The sequence below is a fragment of the Bradyrhizobium sp. AT1 genome (genome assembly GCF_001590795.1).
GTDB lineage: Bacteria > Pseudomonadota > Alphaproteobacteria > Rhizobiales > Xanthobacteraceae > Bradyrhizobium.
The window spans coordinates 3,114,499-3,129,422 of record NZ_JXDL01000001.1; the positions used below are offsets into that span (position 1 = coordinate 3,114,499).

17 protein-coding genes and 1 tRNA gene are annotated in these 14,924 nt (G+C 65.2%); 4 read left to right on the forward strand and 14 right to left on the reverse strand.

Annotated elements, in window-relative coordinates; translation table 11 throughout:
* Positions 1-31: 31 nt before the first annotated feature.
* The 5 genes from SE92_RS14625 to SE92_RS14645 form a co-directional block, all read right to left on the reverse strand.
* On the reverse strand, positions 32-2,317 hold the full coding sequence (locus tag SE92_RS14625) for a heavy metal translocating P-type ATPase (RefSeq protein WP_063196410.1): 2,286 nt from the start codon (positions 2,315-2,317) through the stop codon (positions 32-34).
* Positions 2,318-2,335: 18 nt separating this feature from the next.
* A complete protein-coding gene (locus SE92_RS14630) occupies positions 2,336-2,836 on the reverse strand; it encodes an EF-hand domain-containing protein (RefSeq protein WP_502686762.1) in 501 nt (166 codons plus the stop codon).
* Positions 2,837-2,908: 72 nt separating this feature from the next.
* Complete coding sequence (locus SE92_RS14635) at positions 2,909-3,103, reverse strand: DUF2783 domain-containing protein (RefSeq protein WP_063196411.1); 195 nt, start codon at positions 3,101-3,103, stop codon at positions 2,909-2,911.
* Positions 3,100-4,737, reverse strand: a complete 1,638-nt coding sequence (locus SE92_RS14640; protein ID WP_063196412.1) for an FAD-dependent oxidoreductase — start codon at positions 4,735-4,737, stop codon at positions 3,100-3,102. Before SE92_RS14640 ends, SE92_RS14635 begins: the two co-directional genes overlap by 4 nt.
* Before the next feature lie 27 nt (positions 4,738-4,764).
* Positions 4,765-5,307: a VOC family protein gene (locus SE92_RS14645; RefSeq protein ID WP_028143158.1), complete on the reverse strand. Its 543-nt coding sequence runs from the start codon at positions 5,305-5,307 to the stop codon at positions 4,765-4,767.
* 124 nt (positions 5,308-5,431) lie between these two features.
* Between SE92_RS14645 and SE92_RS14650 the strand changes: the two genes are divergently transcribed.
* Entirely contained in the window at positions 5,432-5,920 is a 489-nt protein-coding gene (locus SE92_RS14650) for a MarR family winged helix-turn-helix transcriptional regulator (RefSeq protein WP_084251814.1), read from the forward strand.
* Between the two features lie 152 nt (positions 5,921-6,072).
* On the opposite strand, the gene SE92_RS14655 is transcribed toward SE92_RS14650, so the two are convergent.
* Together SE92_RS14655 and SE92_RS14660 are read right to left on the reverse strand one after the other, a co-directional pair.
* Complete coding sequence (locus tag SE92_RS14655) at positions 6,073-6,252, reverse strand: hypothetical protein (RefSeq protein WP_063196413.1); 180 nt, start codon at positions 6,250-6,252, stop codon at positions 6,073-6,075.
* Positions 6,249-6,473 carry a hypothetical protein gene (locus SE92_RS14660; RefSeq protein WP_063203535.1) on the reverse strand — a complete coding sequence of 75 codons (225 nt, stop codon included), beginning with the start codon at positions 6,471-6,473 and terminating at the stop codon, positions 6,249-6,251. The genes SE92_RS14655 and SE92_RS14660 overlap by 4 nt, the downstream gene beginning before the upstream one ends.
* 328 nt (positions 6,474-6,801) lie before the next feature.
* On the opposite strand from SE92_RS14660, the gene SE92_RS14665 reads away from it, so the two are divergent.
* Positions 6,802-7,257 carry an Hsp20 family protein gene (locus SE92_RS14665; RefSeq protein ID WP_063196414.1) on the forward strand — a complete coding sequence of 152 codons (456 nt, stop codon included), beginning with the start codon at positions 6,802-6,804 and terminating at the stop codon, positions 7,255-7,257.
* A 107-nt stretch (positions 7,258-7,364) separates the two neighbouring features.
* Positions 7,365-7,688: a hypothetical protein gene (locus tag SE92_RS14670; RefSeq protein ID WP_063196415.1), complete on the forward strand. Its 324-nt coding sequence runs from the start codon at positions 7,365-7,367 to the stop codon at positions 7,686-7,688.
* Positions 7,689-7,711: 23 nt separating this feature from the next.
* Here SE92_RS14670 and SE92_RS14675 read toward each other — a convergent pair whose 3' ends face one another.
* From SE92_RS14675 to SE92_RS14700, 6 genes are read right to left on the reverse strand one after another with little or no spacing between them, the layout of a single operon-like run.
* Positions 7,712-8,761, reverse strand: coding sequence for a LacI family DNA-binding transcriptional regulator (locus SE92_RS14675; protein WP_063203537.1), 1,050 nt, complete (start codon positions 8,759-8,761; stop codon positions 7,712-7,714).
* Entirely contained in the window at positions 8,758-9,402 is a 645-nt protein-coding gene (locus SE92_RS14680; protein WP_063203536.1) for a ThuA domain-containing protein, read from the reverse strand. Before SE92_RS14680 ends, SE92_RS14675 begins: the two co-directional genes overlap by 4 nt.
* A gap of 10 nt (positions 9,403-9,412) precedes the next feature.
* Positions 9,413-10,510 carry a Gfo/Idh/MocA family protein gene (locus SE92_RS14685; protein ID WP_063196416.1) on the reverse strand — a complete coding sequence of 366 codons (1,098 nt, stop codon included), beginning with the start codon at positions 10,508-10,510 and terminating at the stop codon, positions 9,413-9,415.
* A gap of 22 nt (positions 10,511-10,532) precedes the next feature.
* Positions 10,533-11,378 carry a carbohydrate ABC transporter permease gene (locus SE92_RS14690; protein ID WP_063196417.1) on the reverse strand — a complete coding sequence of 282 codons (846 nt, stop codon included), beginning with the start codon at positions 11,376-11,378 and terminating at the stop codon, positions 10,533-10,535.
* Positions 11,371-12,312 (reverse strand): carbohydrate ABC transporter permease, encoded by a 942-nt coding sequence (locus SE92_RS14695; protein WP_063203538.1) that lies wholly within the window; start codon positions 12,310-12,312, stop codon positions 11,371-11,373. The genes SE92_RS14690 and SE92_RS14695 overlap by 8 nt, the downstream gene beginning before the upstream one ends.
* A gap of 2 nt (positions 12,313-12,314) precedes the next feature.
* Positions 12,315-13,574 carry an extracellular solute-binding protein gene (locus SE92_RS14700; RefSeq protein ID WP_063196418.1) on the reverse strand — a complete coding sequence of 420 codons (1,260 nt, stop codon included), beginning with the start codon at positions 13,572-13,574 and terminating at the stop codon, positions 12,315-12,317.
* A 161-nt stretch (positions 13,575-13,735) separates the two neighbouring features.
* Here SE92_RS14700 and SE92_RS14705 point away from each other — a divergent pair, with 161 nt between their 5' ends.
* Entirely contained in the window at positions 13,736-14,494 is a 759-nt protein-coding gene (locus tag SE92_RS14705; protein WP_063196419.1) for an SDR family NAD(P)-dependent oxidoreductase, read from the forward strand.
* A gap of 118 nt (positions 14,495-14,612) precedes the next feature.
* On the opposite strand, the gene SE92_RS14710 is transcribed toward SE92_RS14705, so the two are convergent.
* Positions 14,613-14,687, reverse strand: a tRNA-Gln gene (locus SE92_RS14710).
* Between the last annotated feature and the right edge of the window lie 237 nt (positions 14,688-14,924).

The following is a 14,924-nucleotide window of genomic DNA, read 5'->3' on the forward strand; positions in this document are numbered from 1 at the left end:
AAGCCGCCCCCCGCGTCGGCACGGCTATCGCCTATGCCGCCACAGCCTCGTAGATATCCTCCTCCTGGGCCGTGTGCATGCGCACCAGCGTTTCGATCGCCTCGATCACGCGTTGCGCGTCCCGAATGAGGTAGCGGTCGACCTTCTCCGACGGCAGATCCTCCGCGATCCGGGCGAGCAGCCGCGCCAGATGCAGTATCTCGCGATGCGCACGGCTCATCGCAGAAAGCCCGTGGCGGTCGCGCAGCACTTCCGTGAGCTTCGGATAGACGCTGTCTTCATCCTCGCGTTCGTGCATCACGACGCTGCTCTGGACCAGTCGGTGGGCCTCATCGATCAAGGTAGCGGCAGCTTCGGGCACCGCATCGTCCAGCGCATCGACGATGTGGCGCAAGCGGTCGAGATCCCCGAGCAGGGCCTGATGATCGTGATGCAGCGTCAGCCCCTGCTCCGCGGTGAGGCGCGGACCACCCCGGACGAGCGGCGGATTGAGCGCCCGCAGCGCGTTCAGAATGACGGCGACATCGATCACCTCCTGAACGATCGCGGCGGGTACGGGATCGAGCCAGCCAACGGCAGCCGCGGCCATCGCAACCAACGACAACCCCATCCCGACGAAGATGCTTTGCAGGGCAATGCGCCGCGCGCGTTGCGCGATGACGATGGCTTCGCCGACCCGATCCAGCCGATCCGTGAGGATCACCACGTCCGCCGCCTCGGAGGAGGCGCTTGCCCCGCGCGCGCCGAGCGCAACGCCGGTGTCGGCGACGGCCAGCGCCGGAGCGTCATTGATGCCGTCGCCGACCATGATGGTCGGATGCAGCCGCTGCTCGCTCCGCACTGCCTCGACCTTGTCCGAGGGAACGCGATCGGCCAGCACGGCGTCGAGATCGAGCGCCGCGCCGATCGCCTGCGCCGCCGCGGCGCGATCACCGGTGACCATCACCATCCGCGCGATGCCGGCATCGCGCAGCAGCCGGATCGCGCGTGGCGTGTCGGCGCGCAATTCGTCGGCCAGCAGCAACGCGCCGACGAGACGGCCGTCGACCGCGACAAAGACGATCAGCGCCGAGCGCCACGAGGCACGCCGGATCGCCCGCAACTCCCATGGCGAGAGCTCGGCACGCGAGAGCACCATCTCCCGCGAGCCCGCCACCACGTGTCGTCCATCGATCTGGCCGCTGAGGCCGGACCCCATGGTCTCCTTGACGTGCTCCGGCGGCTTCAGCTTGAGCCCTTGCGCGAGGGCCGCGGCGACGACGGCCTTCGCCAGCACGTGATGCGAAGCCTGTTCGAGCGAGGCCCCGAGCGTGAGGACCTCAGCCGGATCCTCGCCCGGCGCGACCTCCACGGACAGCAGCCGCGCTCCGCCCACCGTCAAGGTCCCGGTCTTGTCGAACAGCACGGTGTGAGCGCGGGCCAACGCCTCCAGCGCCCTTCCGCCCTTGACCAGGATGCCGCGACGGGCCGCTCGCGCCACCCCGGCGATGAAGGCGACGGGTGCGGCGAGGATCAAGGGACACGGCGTCGCCGCCACCAGCACGGCGAGACTGCGGGTCACATCGCCCGAGATGTACCAGGCCACAAAGGCGATGACGAGCGTCACCGGCAGGAAGATCAGCGCGTACCGGTCGGCCAGGCGCACAAAGGGAGCTCTGGCCGTTTGCGCCGCAGTCACCATGCGCACGATGCCCGCATAGGTGCTCTCGCCGGCCGCCGCGGTGACGGTCAATTGGAAGGTCTCGCCGGCGTTCAGAGAACCGGACAGAACGGCGCTGCCGCGCGTCTTCTGCACCGGGATCGGTTCGCCGGTCACCGCGGACTCGTCGATCGCTGCGAAGGCCGACGCAACGACACCGTCGACCGGCACGATCTCGCCGGCCTTGACCAGCACTTCCTCGCCGACCGCGACGTCCTCGACCGGAACATCCTCGATCCGCTCGCCGGACTTGCGATGGACCTGCCGCGGCGCCCGATCGACCAGAGACCTGAGATCATGCTCCGCCCGTGCGACCGCGATCTCCTCCAGCACGTTGCCGCCTGAATACATCAGCGCGACCACGGCACCTGCGAGCGGCTGTCCGAGCGCCAGCGCCGCACTCATCGACAGCAGCGCGATCGCGTCCACGCCGAGGCGGCCTTGCCGCAGATCCTGGACGATCGAGACCGCCAATCCCGCGATCACAGGCGCGGTGCCGAGCGCCCAGGCGAGATCGGCGAGATCAGGCCGGCCCGCGGCCCGCGCGACAATACCCGCGGCCAATCCCGCGATTGCGACCGCAACCAGAGCCCATCGCAAGACCCGATCAAACGACATGGCTTGTGGCACCCGCAACTACTGTTGCGGAGGAGAGCTCTTGCTCCTGTGCATGAACGTCATCATCTCTTCGAAACTGAGCTTGCCGTCCTTGTCGCTATCCATGGCCTTGAAGATTCGTTCGTGCGCGACCTGAAACTCGGGCAACGAGACCGTCCCGTCGCCATCGGCATCCATCAGCGCGAAGATGATGCGGAAGACGACCGGCGGCTGCATCCCGTCTGCGCCTGTCGCGCCATGTCCCTTCATGCCTTGTCCCATCATTCCGCGCCCCATCATCCCCATCATGTCTCCACCGCGCGGCGGACTCTGGCGCTCGGCGGAGGGGCTTGCAGGAGAACTCGACTGCGGCGACGCCGGCGCCTGCTCCTGTCCGGGATGATGGCCCTGATGCTCAGCCGGCGATTGAGCCAAAGCCGGCTGGCCCAGAGTGACGAACAGCAACGCTGCAGCAATGGCTCGACCTGGCATGGCGCTTTCTCCGGCCTGGTGTAAGGCTGGCAAGGTGTCGAACTTCACGGAATTTACCTTGAGCCAAGTCAAGAAAACGGCGTGTGACCTCCTCTATCGTGGCGCGGGAACTTTTCCGCCCTAGCCGCCGCTGGCGCGAGCGCAACCGATCGCTTCCGTCAGCACCTTGCGGTCGCCGATGTGATTGGCGAGCAGCAGGATCAGACGCGCGTTCATCCGCAGCGCCTGCTCCTCGTCGAGGTCGCGCTGGCTGTCGATCAACTCGGCATAGAAGTCGTCGGGATCGGCGATGTTCGGTGACAAATTGAGCGTCATGCTGCTAGCTCCGTCCGTCCGGCGGTGTCGTGCCCAGAGGCCCGCAACATCGCATCGGTGATCTCTGCCTCGTCGAATCCGGCCCAGCGGGCGGCGACATATTGGTCGGGGCGGAACAGGTAGGTGGTCCCGGGCGAAGCGCCATAACGCTCGGCAAGGAGACCTGTGGGATCCTCGATGTCGCGGCCGACGACAATGAGCTTCGCCGCGAGCGGCCCCGCCGCGATCTCGGTCCTGTCGGTCTCTCCGCCGAAGGCCACGACCGTGAAGCCATCGCCGAGACAATGCAGGAACCAGCCGGGCCTGCCATTCACCGTGATCGACGCGTCAACCGCGTTGGTGCCGGGCGGCACGCCGCCCGCGATCGCGTTGTCGTCGGGAGTATTGAGCGCCGATGTCACGTAAGGCGTCGGCGTCGAGAGACGTCCGCTGTTGACCAGCGGTCTCGCAAAGCCGTGATGCCGGGCGAGCTCCAGCACCGCGTCGCGGAAATAACGGCTCGGTTTGGTTTTTGGCGTGATGAAGTCGGTGGCGCGCGTCGAGTTCAGGATGTTGTCGTCCGCGGCATAGGCGCGCTCCTCGTGATAGGTGTCGAGCAGCGCTTCCGAGGCTTCGCCGCGCAGAACCATCGCGAGCTTCCAGGCGAGATTGTCGATGTCCTGGACGCCGGTGTTGGCACCGCGCGCGCCGAACGGCGAGACCTGATGCGCGGCATCGCCCGCGAACAGCACCCGGCCCTGCCGGAAATTGTCGATGCGCCGGCAGGCGAACTGATAGATCGAGACCCATTCGAGCGCGAATTCGGTGTCCTCGCCGAGCATGGCGCGAATGCGCGGGATCACCCGCTCAGGCTTCTTTTCCTCGTCGGGATCGGCGTCCCAGCCGAGCTGGAAGTCGATGCGCCAGATCTTGTCCGCCTGGCGGTGCAGCAGCACGGACTGGCCGCGGTGGAACGGCGGATCGAACCAGAACCAGCGCTCGGTCGGGAAATCCGCCTTCATGGCGACGTCGGCGATCAGGAAGCGATCCTGGAAGAACTGTCCCGTGAACTCGGCGCCGACCATCTTGCGCACGTCGGAATTGGCACCGTCACAGGCGATCACCCATTGCGCCTCCATTGTGAAGATGCCGTCAGGCGTCTCCACCACCAGGGTCGCGTGGTCGGCGGCCTGCTTCAGGCTGATCAGACGGTGCTTCCAGCGCAGCTCGATCAGGGGATTGGCCCTGCATTGGGCGACCAGTATCTCCTCCAGATGATATTGCTGCAGGTTGATCATGGCCGGCCATTGGTGCTCGGCCTCGGGCAACAGATCGAACTGGTAAGACAGCTGGTCCCGGAAGAAGACCCTGCCGACGTTCCAGCTGACGCCGCGCTCGACCATGGGGACTGCGCAGCCGAGCCGGTTCCAGATCTCGAGCGGACGCTTGGCGTAGCAGACCGCGCGCGAGCCGATCGAGACGGTGTCGTTGTCGTCGAGCACGACGACCGGCTGGCCGCGTGCCGCGCAATCGAGCGCCGCGGTGAGGCCGACCGGACCTGCGCCGACCACCACGATCGGGTGCCGCTTCACGACATGATCGGCCTGCTCCTGGGAGCGCCGATAGCCGAACTTCGGATAGATGTAGCTCGTCATGTTGGCTTCCTGGTGCCCGGGGTCGGATCAATGCGCGTCCGCGAATTCCTTCTCGTGCATCCAGGCGGTGTGGCGCGGCGGACGCTTGGTGCGCGACCATTCCTCGACCATCTCGTGCGCGACGGATTTCATGCGGTCGATCTGCTCGGGCGTGGCGGTCCAGGCCGCGATCTCCAGACGATGGCCGCTGGGGTCGCGGAAATAGATCGACTTGAAGATGGTGTGGTCGGTGACGCCGACGACGTCGAGACCGGCGGCCTCCGCGCGCGCCTTGGCCTCCTCGAGCTCGGCGAGGTCCTTGACCTGGAAGGCGATGTGCTGGGTCCATTCCGGCGTGTTGGGATCGCGGCCCATCGGCGGCGAATTCGGCAGCTCGAAGAAGGCGAGGATGTTGCCGTTCCCGGCATCGAGGAAGATGTGCATGTAGGGATCGGGTGCCTTGGTCGAAGGCACCCGATCCTCGGCGATGGCGCCGAGAAGATCCATGTTCATGACGGTCTTGTAGAATTCGACCGTGGCCTTGGCGTCGACGCAGCGATAGGCGACGTGATGGATCTTCTCGATTTTCATGGCGTTTCGCTCCCTGGATTTGCGGTTGCGAAATTGGTATCAGATGTTACTATCTCCTGGATTTGATCCGGATCAACCGGCCCGGAAGAATTTTCCGGATGGCTTGGCGGACGGGAATCGCGGGATGGGACGTTCGGGCGTGGCGCGCGGGGAAGTGGCGAGAGGCGCAACAGCGCAGGACGACGTCGAGCTGGACCTGCAGCGATATTTTCCCTACCGGCTGGCGCGCCTTGCCGAGCAGGTGTCGCTGGCGGTGGCCGAGGTTTATTCCGAGCGTTTTGCCTTGACGCGGCAGGAATGGCGCGTGCTCGCAATTCTCGGCACGCGCCCGGAGATCGCAACCAAGCAGATCGGCCCGCTGACGACGCTCGACAAGATGCAGGTCAGCCGCGCCGTGCAGGGCCTGGAATCCCGCGGCATCGCCAGCCGCAAGCACCATCCCGACGACCGGCGCGAGCTGATCGTCTCACTGACCGCGGCCGGTCGCGCGCTCTACCGCAAGATCGTGCCCTACGCGCTGCAGCGTGAGACAAAGTTGCTCGAGGCGCTGACCCCCGAGGAGGTGGCGGTCCTCGACCGGGCGATGCGCAAATTGGCGGCGGCGCTGGCCTAGCGTCTGCCGCTCAGCCCATCGCGCCGCTCGCGGCTAAGCTCGCAAAGAGCTATCCGGCCTGCAGGGTCGAATTGATCCCCTCGGCCGTCCTGGAGCTTGCCGGCCGGCGGCATCCATGCCGTCTATCCCGCCGCCCGATTCCGGCCGCCCGTCTACGCCGCCGCGCGCTCCGGCAGGCCGCCCTGCAGAGCCTCGAGCAGGCGTTGCTCGCGCGCGATCCGGGCCCGATAGAGCTCGCGTTCGCTCTCGCTTCTGGCGCCGGCGAGCAACACGCGATAATGCCCGATCACCTTCTCGCTGCCGCTGATGAGGAGATTGCGGACGTCGGTCATCGTTCCGCTCCCGCAGCAATGGACATCGATGGCATGTTCGGAAGGCTGAATGCGGCCGGGATAGCATCGCCGGTCAGGGCTTCGAGCGCGGTCTGTTCCTCGGCGAGGCGTCGCTCGATGAACTGGCGCTCAACGTCCGACAGGTGGGTCTTCAGCAAGCGTCGATAACGAGAGAGATTGTTGCGGTGCGCGCGGATGCGGGCGAAATCCTGATCGAGCATCGTCGTCACTCCTGACGGTCTTTCACGGGTCCTTTTCGATTTTGCGGTGCAGGAAGAAGCATCTTCCGGCGCAAAAAATATTCAGGCTCGTCGCCCTGTCAAGACGCCGCTTCGCCGCTCCCGCGACGCCGCCGGCGGCACCCCGAAAAAATTTTCAGTCCCCCTCTTGCAAGGTCCTTGTACCGCTCTAATTCGTTTTTCGCCGCGAGAGCGGTGCGCCGGATGCCCGATCGGGTCCGGCGCGGGCGCCGGGCGGGGGTCTTCGGATCCGCTTCCGATTCCCCCCTTGCGCTCCTTCGTATCCATCTTGCTCTTTGGAGGACTTGGTATGAGGACCACCTTTGACTTCGCGCCGCTGTGGCGCTCCACCATCGGCTTCGATCATCTGGCCGACCTCGTCGACAGCACGCTGCGGCAGGCGGGCGAGGACAATTATCCGCCCTACAACATTGAGCGCTCCGGCGAAGACCAGTACCGGATCACGCTGGCCGTGGCGGGCTTCGGCGTCAACGACATCACCGTGACGGCCGAACAGAATGCGCTCACCATCGAGGGCCGGAAGCCTGACAGCGCCACCCGTGAATATCTCTATCAGGGAATCGCGGCGCGCCCGTTCCGCCGCGTGTTCAATCTCGCGGATTACGTCCAAGTGAAGCAGGCAGCTTTCCAGGACGGTCTCCTGGTCATCGAACTCCTGCGCGAGATTCCGGAAGCCATGAAGCCGCGCCGGATCCAGATCGCGGGTGCTGCGTCTCCGCAGATCGAGCAGAAGAAGGCCGCCTGATCGCGCCGACGCGTTCGACCTACCTGCGAGCATCATGGCGGACGGCGGCCCCTCGCCGTCCGCCGATCAGACCATCCCTTCGAAAGGAGTGTAGAGGGAGACCAGAGATGACCAACGCCAATGCGACCACCGGCGGTCTCGGCCCGCTGTTTCATCCGGCCGCGCATTATGCATCGCCGAACGCCGTCCTCGACGACGGCAAGCTCTCGACAGCGGAGAAGCGGATCATATTGTCGTCGTGGGCCTCGGACATGTACGCAGTCGAATCCCATCCGGCGCTGCGCGAGATTCCGGGCATGGATCACCCGGTCCGGCTCGCGGACATCCTCGCCGCGCTGCGCGAGCTCGACGACGACGACGACCCGCCGCCTCGTGGCGGCGTACCGATGCGGCTGCGGCGGCCATGGGCCGCCGCCACGCTTGATCCCTAGCGCACCGGCGACAAGGCTCGAGACTACGGCAGGTTATCCCGCAGAAAAATATCGATGCGGATGCGCTCCTGGTCGGGGCTGATCGGCTCGCCCGAACAATGCGCGAGCAGGATGCGCGCCGCGGACCGCGCCTCGTGGCCGGCATCCTGGTTGATGACGGCATCGAGCGTACCGCGGACCAGGAATCGCCTCGTGTACTCGGTCAGCTCATGGGTGATCCAGACCACTTCGCGCGCGCGGCCCGCGGCTTCGAGCGCGTCGGCGATGCCGCGGTTTCCGGCGCCGCAGCAATATATGCCGCGGAGATCGGCATGGCGCGCGAGCAACTCGGCGGTGAGCTTTCGCGTGCGGTCGCTGTCGTCGCGGCCCTCGATGACGGGGAGTGCCGACAGGTTCGAATACTCGCTCGACAGGATCTGGTGGAAGCCGAACTGCCGTTCGGTGTGATCGCGCAACGACAACGATCCCGCAATCACGGCAACGGTCCCCTCGCGCCCGGCGAGGAAGCGTCCCATCAGCGTCGCGGCGGTGCGGCCAGCGGCCGGATTGTCGATCCCGACATAGTGCACGCGGGACGAGCTCGGCGCGTCCGACACGAGGGTCACCACGGCAATCCCGCGCGCGACGAGGTCGTCGATCGCGGCGCGAACCCTGGGATGATCGAGCGCGACGACAGCGACGCCCTGATAGGCGGGCGAGAGATTCTCCAGCGCACCGGCGAGCACATCGGGGTCGAACACGTCGACATGGTGGACATCGATGAAGCCGCGCTGGCTGGCGAGCCAGTCCGCGGTGCGAGCCACCTGCTCAGTCAGGCTGGTCATGAAGCTGTTGCTGCCCGTCGGCAAGACGAAGGCGAGGCGGAACGTCTGCCCGCGGGCCAGGCGCGCGGCGGCAATATCGGCGCGATAGCCGAGCTTGGCGACAGCTGCCTCGACTCGCGCGACGGTCTTGGCGCGAACGCCCTCGCGGCGGTTGACGACGCGATCGACGGTGGCGAGCGAAACGCCTGCCGCGCGCGCGACGTCCTCGAGCGTAGCTCGCATCACCGGCTGGATCGCACCAGCCGTCATTCGCGCGCGGCCCACAGCATGCCGCGGGTCATCAACGTCCGGATCTCGGGCACGTCGAGCTCGTAGGCGCGGTGGCCGAGCGAGGAATAGAACACCCTCCCCGCGCCGTAGCGCTTCTTCCACACCACGGGCATCACCACGCCCTCGATCCAGGGCGCGTGCTCGCCGGTGAAAGTGGTCGTCGCCAACACCTCGTTGGCGGGGTCGACATGCATGTAGTACTGCTCGGACCGATGTTCGAAACTCTTCAGGCCCTTCATGATGGGGTCGTCGGGCTTCGTCAAGTCGACCTTGTAGTCGATGATGTTGCCGGGATGGGCGACCCACTGCCCGCCGCACAGGAACTGGTAATCCACCGATTCGCGGAACGCATCGCACATGCCGCCGTGATGGCCGGCAAGCCCGACGCCATCGCGCACCGCCGCGCAGAGATTGAGCGCCTCCGCCTTCTCGATCTTCGACATCGTGTAGATCGGGATAATCAGCGACAGATCGTGAATCGCGGGATCGGCGAAGGCTGCCGTCGAAGTTTCGATCCGCACCTCGAAGCCCTCCGCCTTCAGCCAGCCCCGGATCATCGAAGCGCAGAGATCGGGATCATGTCCCGGCCAGCCGCCCCATACAATCATTGCCTTGCGCATGGTCATTCCCTCAATCGATCTGTCCGGTTTCGCGTCCCGTGGGCAGCAAAGCCGGCCGCTCGACGCGGCTCTCGATCTTGACGCGACGGCCTTCGCCAGCGGAGGTCTGGAACGCCTCCATCACCTCCAGCACGTGGAAGGCCAGCGCGCCGCTGGCGCGATGCGGCCGGTTGTTCAGGATCGCGGACGCCATGTCGGCGACGCCGATCGAGCGGAACTCGCCCTCGACATAGCCGTGGGTCAGCGGCACCGCTTCCCATTCGCCGCCGGTTCGCGCCACCTGCACCTCACCGCCGAAGCGGTTCGGATCCGGCACCAGCATGCTGCCCTTGTCGCCGTAGATCTCGATCGGCGCATGCCGATGTTTCGGCACGTCGAAGCTCATCGTGATCGAGACGACCGCGCCGCTTTCGAACTCCAGCGTCCCCGCGACGTGGGTTGCGACCTCGACCGGGATCAGCGCGCCGTTCATCGGCTGGCTGGTGACGATGCGTTCAGTCTTCGGCCGCGCGGTCGAACCCATTACGCTGGCGACGGGACCCAGCAATTGCACGAGATCGGTGATGTAATACGGCCCCATGTCCAGCATCGGCCCGCCGCCGCGCAAATAATAGAAGCCCGGCGCCGGATGCCAGCGCTCGTGACCCGGACAGCCGAAGAACGCGCTGCCCGCGACAGGCGTGCCGATCGCACCGTCGTCGATCAGCTTGCGCGCGGTCTGATGCCCGCCGCCGAGGAACGTGTCGGGCGCGCAGCCGACGCGCAGGTTCTTCTGTGTGGCGAGCTCCATCACCTTGCGCGCTTCGCCGACATCGATGCCGAGCGGTTTCTCGGAATGAACATGCTTGCCGGCGTTCAGCACCGCCAGGCTGACATCGGTGTGGGCGAGCGGCACCGTGAGATTGACGACGATCTCGATGTCTTCGCGCTTCAGCAACTGGTCGACCCGCATCGCCGGCAGACCAAACGCCGCCCCCTGGCGCTCCGCGACGTCGCTGCGCATGTCCGCGAGCGCCCTGACCTCCATGACATCAAAACGCTGGGCCGCCTTGAGATAGGCGGTGCTGATCACACCGCAGCCGATGACTCCGACGCCGACTTTTCTCATTGTGTTCTCCCGAGACTATGGCTCATCCCTTGACCGCGCCCGCCGTGAGGCCGGCGACGATGTGCTTCTGCGCCAGCAGGAACAGAATGATCGTGGGCAGGATGGTGAGTGTGATGAAGGCCAGGATCAGGTGCCATTCGGACGAGTATTCGCCCTGGTAGACCATGATGCCGAGCGGCCAGGGATACAGCGCGTCGGTGTTCAGCATCACCAGCGGCAGCAGATAGGCGTTCCAGCTGTTGACGAAGGTGATGGTGCCGACGGTCGCCAGGATCGGGCGCGACAACGGCAACGTCACATAGCGGAAGAACTTGACGTAGCTGCAGCCGTCGACCAGCGCGGCCTCGAGCAACTCATAGGGAATATCCCTGAAGAAGCGGCGGAGCAGCAGCACGCTCATGGCGAGGCTGAACGCCACCTGCGGCAGCGCCACGCCGAAATAGGTATCGAGCAGGCCGAGATCCCGCACCTTGATGAACAGGGGTAGCACGGCGGTCGCGGCGGGAAACAACAGGCCCAGCGTCAAATAGCTGAGCAGCATCGAGCTGCCGTAGAACCTGACATGGGCGAAGGTGAACGCGGCCATCGAAGCCGTGATCAGGGTCAGCGTCACCGCCAGCGTCGAGATGACAAGCGAATTGCGCAAGAGCTGCCAATAGCGCGCCGAGAACAGGATGTCGGCGTAGTTCTGCCACTCCCAATGCCTGGGCAGGCCGAACGGATTGACGCGCAGCTCGCCGAGCGACTTGAAGCCGCCGAGCAGGGTCGCGAGCAGCGGCACAAGGACGAAGACCGCGACCAAGCCGAGGAACAGCACCTTGAACAGCGCGGCGGGATCGAATGCGCTTCTCGTCTCGACATTACTCATCGCGCATGAACCATCGCTTGTAGGTGAAGGCAAAGGTCACGCAGATCGCGAACAGGATGACGCCGATGGCACTGCCATAGCCGACCCGCATGCGCGAGATGCCGTTGTTGTAGAGGAAGCTCACCATCGTGTTTGAGGAATCCGCAGGTCCCCCGCGCGTCAGCGGCATGACGAGATCGAACAGCTGAAGCGAGCCGATGATGGCGAAGAACACAGACAGGCGGATGGTCGGATAGAGCAAGGGGATGACGACGTGGCGCAGTGTCTGCGTCCGCGTCGCGCCGTCGATCCGGGCGGCCTCGACCAGGTTCTTGTCGAGGCCCTGGAGCGCCGCGATGAACAGCATCATGTGAAAGCCGAAATATTTCCAGACCACGACGATCAGCACCGCCAGCATCGCCGTGTCCGTGGAGGCCAAAAGATGCGGCGGCTCGGCGCCGAAGGTGCGCCAGATCGAGGCGACGAGGCCGTAATCGCCGTCATAGACGAAGCTGAAGATCAGCCCGGTCGCGATCTCGGCCAGAATATACGGCATGAAGAACAGCATGCGCAGCGCCACGGCTCCGCGGAAGCGCTCGGCGAGCATGAGCGCCAGCGTCAGCGCGAGCGGCAGCTGGACGGCGAGCGAAACGGCGATGATCAGGGCGTTGTTGCGCAGTGCGAGCCAGAAGGCCCGCGTCTCCAGCACGAAGCGGTAATTGTCGAAGCCAATCCAGTTCGTCGGCCTGCCGAATCCGTTCCAGTTGAAAGCCGAGTACCAGGCGGCCTCGCCGATCGGCAGCATCACGAACAGCGTGAACAGCAGCAGCGCGGGCGGCAGGAACAGGATCAGGACCGTGAAGCGGCCGTCCCAGCTCGGCCCGCGAACCGCAAGCGGCGCGAACGACGGCTTCGCAACGTCCATCGCCGACACGCTCGCGATGCGCCGTTCCACCATCAGTTACCCTGCTTCCAGGCCGCCTCGATCGCCTTCGCCGCGTCCTGCGGAGCCATGCTGCCGCCTGCGATCTCCGCCGTGACATCGTTGACGACGCGGCCGACCGAGGGGCCGAGGCTCTGGTCGTAGAAATTCTGGTGATAGTTCGACTTCGCCAGATTGGCCGCGATCAACTTCATGAAGGCGTTGTTGAGGCCGGCATCGGCGCCCTGCACCACCGGGATGATGAAATTGCCCGCCGCAAGACGCGTCTGCACATCCTTGGAGATGAAGTATTTCAGGAAATCGACAGCCTCCTTCGGCGATCCCTTGGTGACCAGCCAGCCCGTGATCCCGCCAAGAGTGTCGGTCGGCGCGCCCTTGCCGCCGGCGACGACGGGAAAATCGAACCAGCAGATCTTGTCTTCGCCAAGACCGGTCTTGTCCGCCGCGAGCGCGCGCTGCAGATGGTAGACGGTCGAGATCGCGAGCGTCATCGCGGCCTTTCCGTCGCCGAAATAGCCGACGGCCTGCGGGTTCTTGAAGCCGAGGAAGCCATTCTGGAAGGGCTGGAGATCGACGAGCTGCTTGAACAGCTCGCCGGACTTCTGGAAGGTCTCGCCGGCGAAGCCGCCGTTCTCGCCGCGCAACGCCGCATCGAACGCGGCCTTGCCGCCGATGCGCACCGCAAGATGCGTCCAGTAGAAATGCAGCGGCCATTTGTCGGCGCCTCCGACCACGATCGGCGTTACGCCAGCCGCCTTCAGCGTCTTCACCGCCGCGAGCAGATCGTCCCACGTCTTGATGGCGGCGGGATCGACCTTCGCCTTGGCCATCAGCTCCTTGTTGCAGAGGAAGCCGACCTGCGAGAGCGCGGTCGGCAGACCGTAGACACGGCCATTGCTGGTGAAAGCCGCGAGGGCGGCGGGCGTGAGGCTGTCGCTGTAACCCTTCACGGAATCGGTGATGTCGTCGAGCACGCCCGCCTCGATCTGGGCCTTCAGGACACCGCCGGCCCAGCTGTAGATGATGTTCGGACGATCCTTGGATTGCAGGATCGTGGGCAGCTTGGCCTTGTAGGCCTCGTTCTCGAGGAACTGCATTTCGATTTTGACGCCCGGATGCGATGCCTCATAGGCCCGCGCGACCTCGTCCCAGATCTTCACCTGGGCCGGGTTGGCCTCGATATGCAGCCATTTCACAGTGGTGTCGGCTGACGCGGAATCGGCCCAAAGCAGGCATGCGACAGCGGCGAGTCCCAGCTTCCCGAGCAGTCTCATCACGTCCTCCCAACCGGCTTTTATTCTTTGCAGCAATCCTGCCCTCAATTTTTGAGGTGCGCAACACAAATTCTGACCTATGTACCTCAGGGGCGGAATGGCTAAGGTTCGCGAAAGAATCGAGCCGGGCGCTGCGCCGGCCACAACAAACTGAGGTGCCCATGGCTGCCATCTATTCCGACCTCACCGGCAAGGTCGTGCTCGTCACAGGCGGTGCGGCGGGAATTGGCGCTGCGATCGTGCGGCGTTTCGCCGAGCAGAAATCCAAAGTGGTGTTCTTCGACATCAAGCTCGACGAGGGACAGCGCCTGGCGCGTGAGCTGTCCGAGCAGGGCTTGGCCGCGCATTTCCAGCACGTCGACCTCACCGACATTCCCGCACTCCGCGCCGGCGTCCTCGAGGCCCGCAAGGCGCATGGCCCGATCAACATCCTGATCAACAATGCCGCGCATGACGAGCGGCACAACACCGAGGAGATGACGCCGGAATATTGGGACGACCGCATCGCGGTGAATCTGAAGCACCAGTTCTTTGCGTCGCAGGCCGTGCTGCCGGACATGACGGCGGCCAATGCCGGCGCCATCGTCAATTTCGGTTCGGTGTCGTGGATCGCCGGACAAGGCGGCATGGCCGCCTACACCGCCAGCAAGTCAGGCGTGATCGGACTGACGCGCTCGCTGGCGCGCGACTACGGCCCCTACAACATCCGCGTCAACGCGATCGCGCCGGGCTGGATCATGACCGAGCGGCAGCTCGAGAAATGGATGACGCCGGCGGGCGAGATCGAGTTGCAACAGCGCCAGTGCCTCAAGCGCAGGCTCATGCCGGACGAAGTCGCGAAGTTCACCGTCTTCCTCGCGTCCGACGAGGCCTCGGCCTGCACCGCTCAACACTACATCGTCGACGGCGGCTGGGTCTGAGACGCGAGAGCGCCGGGCCAAACCACTGGCAGCCTGTCGCTGAGCTCAGCAGCGACCTGCCGGTCGGCCTGTTTGTGAGTGATCCCTAGCTGTGAGGAAATCTGGCTGTGCGGAAATCTGGCTGGGGCGGGAGGGATCGAACCTCCGAATGGCGGAATCAAAATCCGCTGCCTTACCGCTTGGCTACGCCCCATCAGGGACCAGGGAACGGGGCGGAAGAACTGGCTACCGCAGATTCCCGCTGGTCGCAGCCGGTCTATAGGGAGAGCAGCGCCATTTCAACCATCTGGAGGGGCAAAATACCTGGGATCGCCGGGCCGGGCCGTACCACACTCTAACTATAAGGCCGGCACGCGCCCGATGCGGTCCCGTATCGCGCCCATTGAGACCTCCCCCGTTTCATGAGAATACGGCGCCAATGATGTCCACG